Source organism: Escherichia sp. KTE172, assembly GCF_000408845.1.
Lineage (GTDB): Bacteria > Pseudomonadota > Gammaproteobacteria > Enterobacterales > Enterobacteriaceae > Escherichia > Escherichia coli.
Genome location: NZ_KE137316.1, coordinates 1483713 through 1498745, shown reverse-complemented (window position 1 = coordinate 1498745; position 15033 = coordinate 1483713). Strand labels below are relative to the sequence as shown.

The following is a 15033-nucleotide window of genomic DNA, read 5'->3' as shown; positions in this document are numbered from 1 at the left end:
TGGTGGGTGATGACGGGATCGAACCGCCGACCCCCTCCTTGTAAGGGAGGTGCTCTCCCAGCTGAGCTAATCACCCCCGCTGTGTGGAGTCGCATTATAGGGAGAGTTCAAAATGAGTCAACGCATTTTCTAAAGAAATTGTTCGTTCGTCGTAAATTTAAGCAAGATGATCGCAAAACAGACCGTGTTGCGCAATTTGTCAACGAAAACAATAATGCGTAAGGTTGCAACCCGAACTACATTGAGGAATCAGGCGGGAGTGATAGAATATCGCCCACTCAATTTTTCCAGGATTTGCCGGTTGTCGGCATCTTTCTAAACGTAAGGCCATTTCATGAAAATCAAAACTCGCTTCGCGCCAAGCCCAACAGGCTATCTGCACGTTGGCGGCGCGCGTACTGCTCTTTACTCCTGGCTTTTTGCACGTAACCACGGCGGTGAGTTCGTGCTGCGTATTGAAGACACCGATCTTGAGCGTTCCACGCCGGAAGCTATCGAAGCCATTATGGATGGCATGAACTGGCTGAACCTGGAGTGGGATGAAGGTCCGTACTACCAGACCAAACGTTTTGATCGCTACAACGCGGTGATCGATCAGATGCTGGAAGAGGGCACAGCTTATAAATGCTATTGCTCTAAAGAGCGCCTGGAAGCGCTGCGCGAAGAGCAAATGGCGAAAGGTGAGAAGCCGCGTTATGACGGTCGCTGCCGCCACAGCCATGAGCATCATGCTGATGATGAACCGTGTGTTGTACGTTTTGCTAACCCGCAGGAAGGTTCTGTTGTTTTTGACGATCAGATCCGTGGTCCGATCGAATTCAGCAACCAGGAGCTGGATGATCTGATTATCCGTCGTACCGATGGTTCTCCAACCTATAACTTCTGTGTGGTTGTCGATGACTGGGATATGGAAATCACCCACGTTATCCGTGGCGAAGACCATATCAACAACACGCCACGCCAGATCAACATTCTTAAAGCACTGAAAGCGCCGGTACCGGTTTACGCGCACGTTTCTATGATCAACGGCGATGACGGTAAAAAACTGTCCAAACGTCACGGGGCGGTCAGCGTAATGCAGTATCGTGATGATGGTTATCTGCCAGAAGCACTGCTGAACTATCTGGTGCGTCTGGGCTGGTCCCACGGCGATCAGGAAATCTTCACTCGTGAAGAGATGATCAAATACTTCACCCTGAATGCCGTCAGCAAATCTGCCAGTGCGTTCAACACCGACAAGCTGCTATGGCTGAACCATCACTACATTAACGCGCTACCGCCGGAGTATGTTGCTACTCACTTACAGTGGCACATTGAGCAGGAAAATATCGATACCCGTAACGGCCCGCAGCTGGCTGATCTGGTGAAACTACTGGGTGAACGCTGCAAGACGCTGAAAGAGATGGCACAGAGCTGCCGTTATTTCTACGAAGATTTTGCTGAGTTCGATGCCGACGCCGCGAAAAAACATCTGCGTCCGGTAGCGCGTCAGCCGCTGGAAGTGGTTCGTGACAAACTGGCCGCGATTACTGACTGGACAGCTGAAAACGTTCATCACGCTATTCAGGCGACGGCGGATGAGCTGGAAGTGGGTATGGGTAAAGTTGGTATGCCGCTGCGTGTCGCCGTTACCGGTGCGGGGCAGTCTCCGGCGCTGGATGTTACCGTTCACGCAATCGGTAAGACCCGCAGTATCGAGCGTATCAACAAAGCGCTGGCTTTTATTGCTGAACGCGAAAATCAGCAGTAATTAGCGCATAAAAGATAAACGGCAGGAGAGATACCCCTGCCGTTTTTTATTTATTCTGATTCATCTATGTCGAGACGAGCAAGGAAATTACGAATTCCTTCGCGTGACAAAAATTGCGCAACTTTTTCCTGCTCACTGTGAGTCATGTTGTCTATTGCGCTGATGATTTGCCGATAAGCAGGAGTGCGAATCCCCGGTGCGTATTCGGCAAGGGGTTCTTCGGCTTCCAGAAGCATCGGCGTGTTATGGAAGGCTGGCGTGTTCTGAATAAACTCGCAAACTTGCGTATCGACCAGAATAAGTCTGGCACGACCGCCTTTCACGCCAGGAAATTTTTCCGTTTTCCAGCCTTTTTCTCTGATCCAACGGTTAACAGTTTGTTTAGCCACACCGAGGCATTCAGCCAGTTCTTCGGTGGTCATTTTATTGCGTAATCTTTTCATATTATTTGCTATCGCGAATCCCTAAGCGTTGTAATAATCCGATAATCCCTTCCCGCAGAAGCAAGGATGTAAACTGTTTTTGTTCAACTGGCGTCATCTCTTTCGCCAGTGTCACCAGCAACACTTCAAGCGGCGCATCACCAGACAGGGCAGGCGCTTCTCCCTGACCTTCTGGACGTTCAGCATTGCGAATATATTCACGAACCTGTTCATTGACGTGAACCAGTCGGGCTTTGCCACCCTGGACGCCAGGTTTTGGTGACGTTGTCCAGCCTTCCTTGCGTACCCATTTATTAATGGTCTGGCGGCTATAGCCGGTCAGTCTGGCAAGTTCATCTGGCGTCATCCTCTCCTTGAACATAACAATTCCCTGAATGTATGTGGGTCTATTAGTAGTTCATTTTATAACACCACTTTACAGGAAACCGTGACATGAATAACTACTGAATGCGAGCGGTTTTCCAAAATTGTTCATTTGCCTGATTTTTCAGCGATTGAAACTACACGTTGCAATTTGCCGTTGACACATTCGGGCGGAATTCATATGATGCCGCCCGTCAACTCGACAAGCTTTACGTGACGGGGCTATAGCTCAGCTGGGAGAGCGCTTGCATGGCATGCAAGAGGTCAGCGGTTCGATCCCGCTTAGCTCCACCAAATTTCCAACCCTCGCTGCAAAGCGGGGGTTTTTTGTCTCTGCTTTTTGCCGCTTTTGTAATACAGTCTACGTCCGGGTTAGCGCCGCCTGGTGAAAGCATCATTGGATGAAAAATCGGCAACAGGCTGGCCCCTGTTTGCTTCGCGATGCGAATAAACTTATTATTTGTGTGCCTGAAAACCCCGATCAGTGAGAGTAGTGTACTCATGTTTGTGGAGCATAACCTGATAAAAAATATCAAGATATTCACACTAGCGTTTACGCTCACCGTGGTACTTATTCAGCTATCCCGTTTTATTTCGCCACTTGCCATTATCCATTCCAGTTATATCTTTCTGGCGTGGATGCCACTGTGCGTAATGCTGTCAATCTTGTTTATCTTTGGCTGGCGCGGTGTCGTTCCCGTTTTATGCGGGATGTTTTGCACCAATCTGTGGAACTTTCATCTCTCTTTTTTACAGACCGCGGTCATGCTCGGCAGCCAGACGTTTGTTGTGTTGTGTGCCTGCGCAATATTACGCTGGCAGCTGGGGACGCGTTGGCGTTATGGATTGACCAGCCGATATGTCTGGCAACGTCTTTTCTGGCTTGGTTTGGTGACGCCGATCGGCATCAAATGCAGCATGTATCTTGTGGGGAGCTTTTTTGATTTCCCGCTAAAGATATCCACCTTTTTCGGCGATGCGGATGCCATTTTCACAGTCGTTGATTTACTAAGCCTTTTCACCGCTGTGCTGATTTACAACATGCTTTTCTACTATCTCACTCGCATGATTGTAAGTCCCCACTTTGCGCAGATATTGTGGCGCAGGGATATCGCTCCGTCGTTGAGCAAAGAGAAACGCGCATTTACCTTAAGCTGGCTGGCAGCTCTTAGCGTGCTGCTACTTCTGATGTGCACACCGTATGAGAATGACTTTATTGCCGGTTACCTGGTACCTGTTTTCTTTATCATCTTTACCCTCGGTGTCGGTAAGCTTCGCTATCCGTTTTTAAATCTCACCTGGGCTGTTTCAACGCTTTGCCTGCTGAATTACAACCAGAACTTTTTGCAAGGGGTACTAACCGAATATTCGCTGGCATTTATTCTCGCGGTGCTGATTTCCTTTAGCGTTTGCCTGCTCTATATGGTGCGCATTTATCATCGCAGTGAATGGCTTAATCGCCGCTGGCATTTGCAGGCGCTGACCGATCCGTTAACGCTCCTACCCAACTTTCGTGCGTTGGAGCAAGCGCCGGAGCAAGAGGCGGGCAAGAGTTTTTGCTGCCTGCGCATTGATAATCTTGAGTTTATGAGTCGTCATTACGGCTTAATGATGCGCGTTCACTGTATCCGCTCAATTTACCGTACGCTGCTGCCGTTGATGCAGGAAAACGAAAAGTTGTATCAATTGCCGGGTAGTGAACTGCTGTTAGTGCTGAGTGGACCGGAAACGGAAGGGCGACTCCAGCATATGGTTAACATCCTGAATAGTCGGCAAATTCACTGGAACAATACCGGGCTGGATATGGGCTATGGTGCTGCCTGGGGGCGTTTTGATGGAAATCAGGAAACCCTGCAACCCTTGTTGGGGCAGTTAAGCTGGCTGGCGGAGCAATCCTGCGCACATCACCATGTGCTGGCGCTGGATAGCAGAGAGGAGATGGTTTCCGGGCAGACCACTAAACAGGTGCTATTGCTGAATACCATTCGCACGGCGTTAGATCAGGGTGATTTGCTGCTCTACGCCCAGCCAATTCGCAACAAAGAGGGTGAAGGTTATGATGAGATCCTCGCGCGACTGAAATATGACGGCGGCATTATGACCCCGGATAAGTTTCTGCCCCTTATTGCTCAGTTTAACCTTAGCGCGCGTTTTGATTTGCAAGTGCTGGAATCCCTGTTGAAGTGGCTGGCAACACATCCTTGCGACAAAAAAGGCCCGCGCTTTTCAGTCAATTTAATGCCGCTCACGCTGCTGCAAAAGAATATTGCCGGGCGGATTATTCGTCTGTTTAAGCGTTATCACATCTCCCCGCAGGCGGTCATTCTTGAGATCACCGAGGAGCAGGCGTTTTCTAACGCAGAAAGCAGCATGTACAACATCGAGCAACTGCATAAGTTTGGTTTCCGGATTGCGATTGATGACTTTGGCACCGGTTATGCCAACTACGAACGGTTAAAGCGTTTGCAGGCTGATATCATCAAAATTGATGGCGTCTTTGTGAAAGATATCGTCACGAATACGCTGGATGCGATGATTGTGAGATCAATTACCGATCTGGCGAAAGCGAAGTCATTGAGTGTGGTCGCGGAGTTTGTCGAGACGCAACAGCAGCAGGCGCTATTGCATAAGCTCGGGGTGCAATATCTGCAAGGGTATTTGATTGGTCGCCCGCAGCCATTAGCTGATTAACAGGCGTAAAAAAGCCGGGGAATTATCCCCGGCTTTTTTATGTATGGTCTTACAGCACCAGTGCTGCGATTGACGCAGACAGCACACTCACCAGGGTAGAGCCGTAAACCAGCTTCAGACCGAAGCGAGAAACCACGTTACCTTGCTCTTCATTCAGGCCTTTAACTGCACCTGCGATAATCCCGATTGAAGAGAAGTTAGCGAAGGAAACCAGGAACACAGAGATGATGCCTTCAGCACGCGGAGAGAGTGTAGAGGCAATTTTCTGCAGATCCATCATCGCAACGAACTCGTTGGAAACCAGTTTGGTCGCCATGATACTGCCCACTTGCAGTGCTTCACTGGAAGGAACACCCATCACCCATGCAATCGGATAGAAGATGTAGCCAAGGATGCCCTGGAAGGAGATGCTGTAGCCAAACCAGCCAGTCACGGTGGCAAACAGTGCGTTCAGCGCGGCGATCAGGGCGATAAAGCCGATCAGCATCGCGGCAACGATAATGGCGACTTTGAAACCTGCCAGAATGTATTCACCCAGCATTTCGAAGAAGCTCTGACCTTCGTGTAGGTTGGACATCTGAATGTTTTCTTCACTGGCATCAACACGGTAAGGGTTGATCAGCGACAGCACGATAAAGGTGCTGAACATGTTCAGTACCAGCGCCGCAACGACGTATTTCGGCTCCAGCATGGTCATGTATGCACCAACGATGGACATCGACACGGTGGACATCGCCGTTGCTGCCATGGTGTACATACGATTACGGGAGATTTTGCCGAGGATATCTTTATAGGCAATAAAGTTTTCAGACTGACCCAGAATCAGGGAGCTGACGGCGTTAAAGGATTCCAGTTTGCCCATGCCGTTGACTTTGGAGAGCAGGAAACCAATTGCGCGGATAATCACCGGCAACACGCGAATGTGCTGGAGAATACCGATCAGTGCAGAGATAAAGACGATTGGGCACAGCACTTTCAGGAAGAAGAATGCCAGGCCTTGATCATTCATGCTACCAAAGACGAAGTTAGTCCCTTCGTTGGCAAATCCGAGCAGTTTTTCAAACATTTCGGAGAAGCCTTTCACGAAGCCTAAACCAACGTCGGAGTTCAGGAAGAACCACGCCAGTAACACTTCGATAACAAGCAGTTGAATAACATAACGGATACGAATTTTTTTGCGGTCGCTGCTTACCAGCAGTGCGAGAATCGCAACAACGGCAAGTGCCAGTACAAAATGAAGGACGCGGTCCATATTTGCTCCAAATATGAGGCAGGTTAAATTTCCGTGCACATTCTATGTAACATGGTTAAGGAAAACGAGATCTGACACACACTATAATGACGTCCTGTGACAAGCTTCAAAAATAGTGAGCTGTCATACATTTCTGCTATGTTGTGTATGGAAGCTGAAAGTTATGTAAATGTGCTAACATTAAACATAACCATAACATTCAAGTCATCAATCTTTTCGTAGTCATAATCCTGGTCTATCAGAGAAATCACCACAACCCATTTAAATGAATTTGATAATCATTCTCGTTTGGCATAGCATGAAACATAGCAAAGGCTATGTTTTAGAGGCACAAGATGACGAACTATCGCGTTGAGAGTAGCAGCGGACGGGCGGCGCGCAAGATGAGGCTCGCATTAATGGGACCTGCGTTCATTGCGGCGATTGGTTATATCGATCCCGGTAACTTTGCGACCAATATTCAGGCGGGTGCCAGCTTCGGCTATCAGCTACTGTGGGTTGTCGTTTGGGCCAACCTGATGGCGATGCTGATTCAGATCCTCTCTGCCAAACTGGGGATTGCCACCGGTAAAAATCTGGCGGAGCAGATTCGTGATCACTATCCGCGTCCCGTAGTGTGGTTCTATTGGGTTCAGGCAGAAATTATTGCGATGGCAACCGACCTGGCGGAATTTATTGGTGCGGCGATCGGTTTTAAACTCATTCTTGGTGTTTCGTTGTTGCAGGGCGCGGTGCTGACGGGGATCGCGACTTTCCTGATTTTAATGCTGCAACGTCGCGGGCAAAAACCGCTGGAGAAAGTGATTGGTGGGTTACTGTTGTTTGTTGCCGCGGCTTACATTGTCGAGTTGATTTTCTCCCAGCCTAACCTGGCGCAGCTGGGTAAAGGAATGGTGATCCCGAGTTTACCTACTTCGGAAGCGGTCTTCCTGGCAGCAGGCGTGTTAGGGGCGACGATTATGCCGCATGTGATTTATTTGCACTCTTCGCTCACTCAACATTTACATGGCGGTTCTCGTCAACAACGTTATTCCGCCACCAAATGGGATGTGGCTATCGCCATGACTATTGCCGGTTTTGTCAATCTGGCGATGATGGCTACAGCTGCGGCGGCGTTCCACTTTTCAGGTCATACTGGTGTTGCCGATCTTGATGAGGCTTATCTGACGCTGCAACCGTTGTTAAGCCATGCTGCGGCAACGGTCTTTGGATTAAGCCTGGTTGCTGCCGGACTGTCCTCAACGGTGGTGGGGACACTGGCGGGGCAGGTGGTGATGCAGGGCTTCATTCGCTTTCATATCCCGCTGTGGGTGCGTCGTACAGTCACTATGTTGCCGTCATTTATTGTGATTCTGATGGGATTAGATCCGACACGGATTCTGGTTATGAGTCAGGTGTTGTTAAGTTTTGGTATCGCCCTGGCGCTGGTTCCACTGCTGATTTTCACCAGTGACAGCAAGTTGATGGGCGATCTGGTGAACAGCAAACGCGTAAAACAGACAGGCTGGGTGATTGTGGTGCTGGTAGTGGCGCTGAATATCTGGTTACTGGTGGGAACGGCACTGGGATTGTAGTTCAGCTGGTGTCGCATCTGGCACCATTGGCGGATGCGGCGCAAAACGCCTTATCCGCCCTACGCGTTAAAGAGACGGTTTGTAGGCCTGATAAGACGCGCTAGCGTCGCATCAGGCATTGTGCTCCATTGACGGACGCGTTTAATGGCGATGTCCATGTCCGCGGCCTTTTCCGCGATGATCGTCACGATCGCGCCAGCCTTCACGATAGCCACGCTCATACGCTTTACGCTTATCCCAGCCACGATGGTAGCCATTATCATGACGCCACCAGCGGTTCTTACGCCATTCATAATTGCGATGCCAGTAGTCACGGTCGCGCCAGTGACCACCGTCCCAGTAATTACCGTAATGATCGCGATCGCCAATTTGTAATTTGATTGATGGCAGTAGGGTGATTTCACCTGCGTTTGCCGCAAGCGGGGTAAATGCCATCAGGGTGGCCGCCAGAAACAGTGACCTGAACATTGTTATTCTCCTTCACGATCGAAGCCGTCAGCGGCCTGTTAACGCAATATTACGGGGAGGTAAAGCCCCGTATCATCGCCATAACTCTTAAATCATAAAGGAGAGCATTTTTTGCTAAACGTTATCGTGGGGTGGCTGTTGCTTCGGACGATTGACCATCATCATCGGCTTACCTGCTAATAACAGCCATGCCGGAAGCATGACGATACAGAGCAGCGGTAGCAATGTGGTATTGGGTACAACGACTGCCGCCATAAAAAGACTTAACCAGCCATCGCGTGTTACCACCAGCACGATGCCGAGAATAGCGCAGGAAACGGTTATTGCCGCTGGAACGGCGGGAACGTGCTCATGCAGCATCAACCCTAATGCCACCCCGACAAACACTGCCGGGAAGATTCGCCCACCGCGAAAGCCACTGGCGGCAGCAACGACCAGGGCGGCAAGTTTAATTACCGCCAGCAAAAAGTAATCGCTGGTGCTGAAAGCCTGATTTGCCACCATCTGCTGCATCTCATCCAGCCCTTTAAACAGCGAAACTGGTCCACCCATAACCCCCAGAATACCGAGAATAAATCCGCCAATACCCAGCACGAGCACCGGATTTTTCATTTGATGCATCATCGCGTGCAACCGTGGTAAGCACCATACGGCGACCATCCCTGCTGCGATGGCAATCGCCGCGACAATTGCACCGCTGAGAATATCGGTCATTTCCATTTTTCCGTAATGCGCAATGGGCAGTGAAAAATGGGGATGGAAAAATAATCCGGTAGTAAGTGCACCAGCTGCTGCCGCCATTAACGGCGCAAAAAGACGATCCCATAGCGGAACTTCACTACTACCATTTAAGGTTTGCGAAAATATCAACGCCGCCGCAACAGGTGTGCCAAACAGTGCGCCGATGGTGCCGGCAGAGGCTAAAATAGTCCACTCCATTCGGTTGACGCGCGGTAACAGACGAGCGCCAATGGCAACCGCAAGGGCGATATTGACAGTCATGATCGGATGTTCCGGCCCCAGGCTGACGCCGCCAGCAAGACCGAGAATTAATGCTACGATAAGTCCAAGTAGCGCAGAGGGCGGAACCGGTGCGCCGATCAGCGGTTCACAGGCGGGGTCTGGTCCAGCATGCCCCTGGCTGAAACGGATAACCAACCCCACCGCAATACCTGTTAGCGTTAATATGGCGATGATCCAGAAAGGTGAATCCTGAGCTATCCCCAGAGTTCCCGGCAGTCGTTGCCAGAGCAAATTCTGTAATACCGAGGCGATTTTCATCACCACAATCAGAATAAGACTGGACGCAATCCCAATTGCCACGGCGGGGAGCGATAATAACAACATGGTTCTGGCTCGCGGATGGAGCATGTTCTATTCCTTATGCGGGGTCAGATACTTAGTTTGCCCAGCTTGCAAAAAGGCATCGCTGCAATTGGTGCTGAAACGATAAAGTAATTGTGTGACCCAGATCGATATTTACAGGGAGCCTGCCTTTCCGGCGTTGTTGTTATGCCCCCAGGTATTTACAGTGTGAGAAAGAATTATTTTGACTTTAGCGGAGCAGTTGAAGAATGACAAAGTATGCATTAGTCGGTGATGTGGGCGGCACCAACGCACGTCTTGCTCTGTGTGATATTGCCAGTGGTGAAATCTCGCAGGCTAAGACCTATTCAGGGCTTGATTACCCCAGCCTCGAAGCGGTCATTCGCGTTTATCTTGAAGAACATAAGGTCGAGGTGAAAGACGGCTGTATTGCCATCGCTTGCCCAATTACCGGTGACTGGGTGGCAATGACCAACCATACCTGGGCGTTCTCAATTGCCGAAATGAAAAAGAATCTCGGTTTTAGCCATCTGGAAATTATTAACGATTTTACCGCTGTATCGATGGCGATCCCGATGCTGAAAAAAGAGCATCTGATTCAGTTTGGTGGCGCAGAACCGGTCGAAGGTAAGCCTATTGCGGTTTACGGTGCCGGAACGGGGCTTGGGGTTGCGCATCTGGTCCATGTCGATAAGCGTTGGGTAAGCTTGCCAGGCGAAGGCGGTCACGTTGATTTTGCGCCGAACAGTGAAGAAGAGGCCATTATCCTCGAAATACTGCGTGCAGAAATTGGTCATGTTTCGGCAGAGCGCGTGCTTTCTGGCCCAGGACTGGTGAATTTGTATCGCGCGATTGTGAAAGCCGACAACCGCCTGCCAGAAAATCTCAAGCCAAAAGATATTACCGAACGTGCGCTGGCTGACAGCTGCACCGATTGCCGCCGCGCGTTGTCGCTGTTTTGCGTCATTATGGGCCGTTTTGGCGGCAATCTGGCGCTCAATCTCGGGACATTTGGCGGCGTGTTTATTGCGGGTGGTATCGTGCCGCGCTTCCTTGAGTTCTTCAAAGCCTCTGGTTTCCGTGCCGCATTTGAAGATAAAGGGCGCTTTAAAGAATATGTCCATGATATTCCGGTGTATCTCATCGTCCATGACAATCCGGGCCTTCTTGGTTCCGGTGCACATTTACGCCAGACCTTAGGTCACATTCTGTAAATCCTTCCTGTTATATCGGGAGGTAACTCTCCCGATAATCTTTTAAATCATACAGTTAATTCAATTTTTCTTTGCGTCCTCCTCACAAGGCCGACCTGCGTCACACTTCCGTACAGCGGGATTAATTCTCCAGTAAATGCATTATTTGTCTGGTAACGGCGATTTGTTTTGCACGTTCATAATTTCACTCGTCAACTATCACTGAACGAGGAATTAACGATGAGTAAGAAACTGATTGCCTTATGTGCCTGCCCAATGGGCCTGGCTCACACCTTTATGGCCGCTCAGGCGCTGGAAGAAGCGGCGGTAGAAGCAGGCTATGAAGTAAAAATTGAAACCCAGGGCGCGGACGGTATCCAGAATCGCCTGACGGCGCAGGATATCGCCGAAGCGACTATCATCATCCACTCCGTGGCGGTTACCCCGGAAGATAACGAACGTTTCGAATCACGCGACGTTTATGAAATCACTTTGCAGGACGCAATTAAAAACGCTGCGGGCATCATCAAAGAAATCGAAGAGATGATTGCCTCTGAACAACAGTAATATTCGACAGGGATAATTGTTATGGCCATTAAAAAACGCAGTGCAACCGTTGTGCCTGGCGCATCCGGTGCGGCAGCGGCAGTTAAGAATCCGCAGGCCTCTAAAAGCAGCTTCTGGGGTGAACTCCCGCAGCATGTGATGTCAGGGATTTCACGCATGGTGCCGACCTTAATTATGGGCGGTGTGATCCTCGCTTTCAGCCAGCTTATTGCTTATAGCTGGCTTAAAATTCCTGCTGATATCGGCATCATGGATGCTCTTAATAGCGGGAAATTCTCCGGTTTCGACCTTTCCTTACTGAAATTTGCCTGGCTGTCGCAGTCCTTCGGCGGCGTGTTGTTTGGTTTCGCCATTCCGATGTTTGCCGCTTTTGTGGCGAACTCTATAGGTGGCAAACTGGCTTTTCCGGCTGGTTTTATCGGCGGCTTGATGTCTACCCAGCCGACGCAACTGCTGAACTTCGATCCCAGCACTATGCAATGGGCGACCTCTTCGCCGGTGCCGTCCACCTTCATTGGTGCGCTGATTATTTCTATCGTTGCCGGTTACCTTGTGAAATGGATGAACCAGAAAATCCAGTTACCGGATTTCCTGTTAGCGTTCAAAACCACATTTTTGCTACCGATTCTTTCCGCCATTTTTGTCATGCTGGCGATGTACTACGTCATCACCCCCTTTGGCGGCTGGATCAACGGCGGTATCCGTACCGTGCTGACTGCCGCAGGTGAGAAGGGTGCGCTGATGTACGCAATGGGGATCGCCGCAGCGACAGCAATTGACCTTGGTGGCCCGATCAACAAAGCAGCCGGTTTCGTTGCCTTCAGCTTTACCACTGACCACGTATTACCGGTCACCGCACGTTCTATCGCTATCGTTATTCCGCCGATTGGTCTGGGTCTGGCAACCATTATTGACCGTCGTTTAACCGGCAAACGTCTGTTCAACGCTCAACTTTATCCGCAGGGTAAGACCGCGATGTTCCTTGCCTTTATGGGGATTAGTGAGGGTGCGATTCCGTTTGCACTGGAAAGCCCTATCACCGCCATTCCGTCCTATATGGTCGGCGCGATTGTCGGCTCAACCGCCGCTGTCTGGCTGGGCGCAGTGCAATGGTTCCCGGAATCCGCTATCTGGGCATGGCCGCTGGTCACTAACCTCGGCGTCTACATGGCGGGGATCGCGCTGGGGGCAGTCATTACTGCGCTGATGGTGGTGTTCCTGCGTCTGATGATGTTCCGTAAAGGCAAATTGTTAATCGATAGCCTGTAAGAAGGACAATCCTGATGACATTACTCGCTTCGCTGCGCGACTGGCTTAAGGCGCAACAACTGGATGCGGTGCTTCTCTCCTCACGGCAGAACAAACAGCCGCATCTGGGGATCTCCACCGGATCAGGCTATGTGGTGATTAGCCGTGTAAGTGCGCACATTCTGGTGGATTCGCGCTACTACGCGGATGTAGAAGCCCGCACGCAAGGCTACCAGCTGCATTTGCTTGACGCGACGAACACGCTTACCACTATCGTCAATCAAATCATTGCCGATGAGCAGTTGCAAACGCTCGGTTTTGAAGGCCAGCAGGTGAGTTGGGAAACCGCGCACCGCTGGCAGTCTGAACTCAATGCGAAACTGGTTAGCGCCACGCCGGATGTGCTGCGGCAAATCAAAACGCCAGAGGAGGTGGAGAAAATCCGCCTCGCCTGTGGGATTGCCGATCGTGGTGCGGAGCATATTCGCCGCTTTATTCAGGCGGGGATGAGCGAGCGCGAGATAGCCGCTGAACTGGAGTGGTTTATGCGCCAGCAGGGCGCAGAAAAAGCCTCTTTTGACACCATTGTCGCCAGCGGCTGGCGTGGGGCGCTGCCGCACGGTAAAGCCAGCGACAAGATTGTTGCAGCGGGCGAGTTTGTCACTCTTGATTTTGGTGCGCTCTATCAGGGGTACTGCTCTGATATGACGCGCACCTTGCTGGTGAACGGCGAAGGGGTGAGCGCCGAATCTCACCCGCTGTTTAACGTCTATCAAATTGTCCTGCAGGCACAGCTCGCAGCAATTTCCGCGATTCGCCCCGGCGTGCGCTGCCAGCAGGTTGACGATGCCGCGCGCCGGGTCATTACAGAAGCAGGTTATGGCGACTATTTCGGTCATAACACCGGTCATGCTATCGGCATTGAAGTCCATGAAGAGCCGCGTTTTTCACCGCGGGATACCACGACGCTACAGCCAGGCATGTTACTGACCGTGGAGCCGGGGATTTATTTGCCAGGGCAAGGGGGCGTGCGCATCGAAGATGTTGTGCTGGTCACCCCGCAAGGCGCAGAAGTGCTCTACGCCATGCCGAAAACAGTGTTGCTCACGGGAGAGGCATAATGGATTTATCGTTATTAAAAGCGTTGAGCGAGGCAGATGCGATCGCCTCCTCGGAACAGGAAGTACGGCAGATCCTGCTGGAAGAAGCGGATCGCCTGCAAAAAGAAGTGCGATTTGATGGGCTGGGATCGGTGCTGATCCGCCTCAATGAATCGACAGGTCCGAAGGTGATGATCTGTGCGCATATGGACGAAGTGGGATTTATGGTGCGCAGCATCTCCCGCGAAGGGGCGATCGATGTGTTGCCGGTTGGCAATGTACGCATGGCTGCCCGCCAGCTTCAGTCGGTGCGTATCACTACCCGTGAAGAGTGCAAAATTCCAGGCCTGCTTGACGGCGACCGGCAGGGGAATGATGTCAGCGCCATGCGCGTGGACATTGGTGCGCGCTCGTATGACGAAGTGATGCAGGCGGGAATTCGTCCAGGCGATCGCGTCACCTTTGATACCACTTTTCAGGTTCTCCCTCACCAGCGGGTGATGGGGAAAGCCTTTGATGATCGCCTCGGTTGCTATCTGCTGGTGACGTTACTACGTGAGCTGCACGACGCCGAACTGCCTGCGGAGGTGTGGCTGGTGGCAAGTTCCAGCGAAGAGGTGGGATTACGCGGCGGGCAAACTGCCACCCGCGCGGTGTCGCCGGACGTCGCCATTGTGCTTGATACCGCCTGCTGGGCGAAAAACTTTGATTATGGCGCGGCTAACCATCGCCAGATTGGTAACGGGCCGATGCTGGTATTAAGCGACAAGTCGCTGATTGCGCCGCCAAAACTTACCGCGTGGATTGAAACCGTGGCGGCAGAAATTGGCGTACCGTTGCAGGCGGATATGTTCAGCAACGGCGGCACAGATGGCGGAGCGGTGCATTTAACTGGCACCGGCATACCCACGGTGGTGATGGGGCCAGCGACGCGCCACGGACATTGTGCGGCATCGATTGCCGATTGCCGCGACATTTTGCAGATGCAGCAGCTTTTATCTGCCCTTATTCAACGTCTTACCCGTGAGACGGTTGTTCAACTGACGGATTTCAGATGA

13 protein-coding genes and 2 tRNA genes are annotated in these 15033 nt (G+C 51.2%); 9 read left to right on the top strand and 6 right to left on the bottom strand.

Annotated elements, in window-relative coordinates; all coding sequences use genetic code 11:
* Positions 1 to 76: transfer RNA gene (locus G434_RS16500), tRNA-Val, on the bottom strand.
* Positions 77 to 334: 258 nt separating this feature from the next.
* On the opposite strand from G434_RS16500, the gene gltX reads away from it, so the two are divergent.
* Entirely contained in the window at positions 335 to 1750 is a 1416-nt protein-coding gene (gene gltX, locus G434_RS16505; RefSeq protein WP_000695634.1) for a glutamate--tRNA ligase, read from the top strand.
* Between the two features lie 50 nt (positions 1751 to 1800).
* Here the strand turns inward: gltX and G434_RS16510 are convergent, their stop codons facing one another.
* A complete protein-coding gene (locus G434_RS16510) occupies positions 1801 to 2193 on the bottom strand; it encodes a MerR family transcriptional regulator (protein WP_000826500.1) in 393 nt (130 codons plus the stop codon).
* A gap of 1 nt (position 2194) precedes the next feature.
* Positions 2195 to 2554 (bottom strand): YfeC-like transcriptional regulator, encoded by a 360-nt coding sequence (locus tag G434_RS16515; protein ID WP_000472021.1) that lies wholly within the window; start codon positions 2552 to 2554, stop codon positions 2195 to 2197.
* A 220-nt stretch (positions 2555 to 2774) separates the two neighbouring features.
* On the opposite strand from G434_RS16515, the gene G434_RS16520 reads away from it, so the two are divergent.
* Positions 2775 to 2850, top strand: a tRNA-Ala gene (locus G434_RS16520).
* A gap of 207 nt (positions 2851 to 3057) precedes the next feature.
* Positions 3058 to 5247, top strand: a complete 2190-nt coding sequence (locus G434_RS16525; RefSeq protein WP_001309635.1) for a bifunctional diguanylate cyclase/phosphodiesterase — start codon at positions 3058 to 3060, stop codon at positions 5245 to 5247.
* Positions 5248 to 5296: 49 nt separating this feature from the next.
* On the opposite strand, the gene nupC is transcribed toward G434_RS16525, so the two are convergent.
* Positions 5297 to 6499 carry a nucleoside permease NupC gene (gene nupC / locus G434_RS16530; protein ID WP_000376337.1) on the bottom strand — a complete coding sequence of 401 codons (1203 nt, stop codon included), beginning with the start codon at positions 6497 to 6499 and terminating at the stop codon, positions 5297 to 5299.
* A 335-nt stretch (positions 6500 to 6834) separates the two neighbouring features.
* On the opposite strand from nupC, the gene G434_RS16535 reads away from it, so the two are divergent.
* Positions 6835 to 8073, top strand: a complete 1239-nt coding sequence (locus tag G434_RS16535; RefSeq protein ID WP_000186369.1) for an Nramp family divalent metal transporter — start codon at positions 6835 to 6837, stop codon at positions 8071 to 8073.
* Between the two features lie 141 nt (positions 8074 to 8214).
* On the opposite strand, the gene ypeC is transcribed toward G434_RS16535, so the two are convergent.
* A complete protein-coding gene (ypeC, locus tag G434_RS16540; RefSeq protein WP_000490088.1) occupies positions 8215 to 8541 on the bottom strand; it encodes a DUF2502 domain-containing protein YpeC in 327 nt (108 codons plus the stop codon).
* A gap of 114 nt (positions 8542 to 8655) precedes the next feature.
* The gene (locus G434_RS16545; protein ID WP_000903118.1) at positions 8656 to 9912 is read right to left on the bottom strand and encodes an ion channel protein; all 1257 of its coding nucleotides are present in this window, start codon (positions 9910 to 9912) and stop codon (positions 8656 to 8658) included.
* A 203-nt stretch (positions 9913 to 10115) separates the two neighbouring features.
* On the opposite strand from G434_RS16545, the gene glk reads away from it, so the two are divergent.
* The 5 genes from glk (at position 10116) to ypdE (ending at position 15033) form a co-directional block, all read left to right on the top strand.
* Entirely contained in the window at positions 10116 to 11081 is a 966-nt protein-coding gene (gene glk, locus G434_RS16550; RefSeq protein ID WP_000170346.1) for a glucokinase, read from the top strand.
* Between the two features lie 219 nt (positions 11082 to 11300).
* Positions 11301 to 11627, top strand: coding sequence for a PTS fructose transporter subunit IIB (locus G434_RS16555; protein ID WP_000038456.1), 327 nt, complete (start codon positions 11301 to 11303; stop codon positions 11625 to 11627).
* Between the two features lie 21 nt (positions 11628 to 11648).
* On the top strand, positions 11649 to 12896 hold the full coding sequence (locus tag G434_RS16560) for a PTS fructose transporter subunit IIC (protein ID WP_000985321.1): 1248 nt from the start codon (positions 11649 to 11651) through the stop codon (positions 12894 to 12896).
* Between the two features lie 14 nt (positions 12897 to 12910).
* A complete protein-coding gene (ypdF, locus tag G434_RS16565) occupies positions 12911 to 13996 on the top strand; it encodes an aminopeptidase (RefSeq protein ID WP_000173296.1) in 1086 nt (361 codons plus the stop codon).
* Positions 13996 to 15033: an aminopeptidase gene (gene ypdE, locus G434_RS16570; protein ID WP_000366060.1), complete on the top strand. Its 1038-nt coding sequence runs from the start codon at positions 13996 to 13998 to the stop codon at positions 15031 to 15033. The genes ypdF and ypdE overlap by 1 nt, the downstream gene beginning before the upstream one ends.

Coding starts and splice junctions, on each gene's coding strand:
- G434_RS16555 (WP_000038456.1), top strand. CDS start 11,301: ATGAGTAAGAAACTGATTGCCTTATGTGCCTGCCCAATGGGCCTGGCT.
- G434_RS16515 (WP_000472021.1), bottom strand. CDS start 2,554: ATGTTCAAGGAGAGGATGACGCCAGATGAACTTGCCAGACTGACCGGC.
- glk (WP_000170346.1), top strand. CDS start 10,116: ATGACAAAGTATGCATTAGTCGGTGATGTGGGCGGCACCAACGCACGT.
- G434_RS16560 (WP_000985321.1), top strand. CDS start 11,649: ATGGCCATTAAAAAACGCAGTGCAACCGTTGTGCCTGGCGCATCCGGT.
- ypdF (WP_000173296.1), top strand. CDS start 12,911: ATGACATTACTCGCTTCGCTGCGCGACTGGCTTAAGGCGCAACAACTG.
- ypdE (WP_000366060.1), top strand. CDS start 13,996: ATGGATTTATCGTTATTAAAAGCGTTGAGCGAGGCAGATGCGATCGCC.
- G434_RS16545 (WP_000903118.1), bottom strand. CDS start 9,912: ATGCTCCATCCGCGAGCCAGAACCATGTTGTTATTATCGCTCCCCGCC.
- ypeC (WP_000490088.1), bottom strand. CDS start 8,541: ATGTTCAGGTCACTGTTTCTGGCGGCCACCCTGATGGCATTTACCCCG.
- G434_RS16535 (WP_000186369.1), top strand. CDS start 6,835: ATGACGAACTATCGCGTTGAGAGTAGCAGCGGACGGGCGGCGCGCAAG.
- gltX (WP_000695634.1), top strand. CDS start 335: ATGAAAATCAAAACTCGCTTCGCGCCAAGCCCAACAGGCTATCTGCAC.
- G434_RS16510 (WP_000826500.1), bottom strand. CDS start 2,193: ATGAAAAGATTACGCAATAAAATGACCACCGAAGAACTGGCTGAATGC.
- G434_RS16525 (WP_001309635.1), top strand. CDS start 3,058: ATGTTTGTGGAGCATAACCTGATAAAAAATATCAAGATATTCACACTA.
- nupC (WP_000376337.1), bottom strand. CDS start 6,499: ATGGACCGCGTCCTTCATTTTGTACTGGCACTTGCCGTTGTTGCGATT.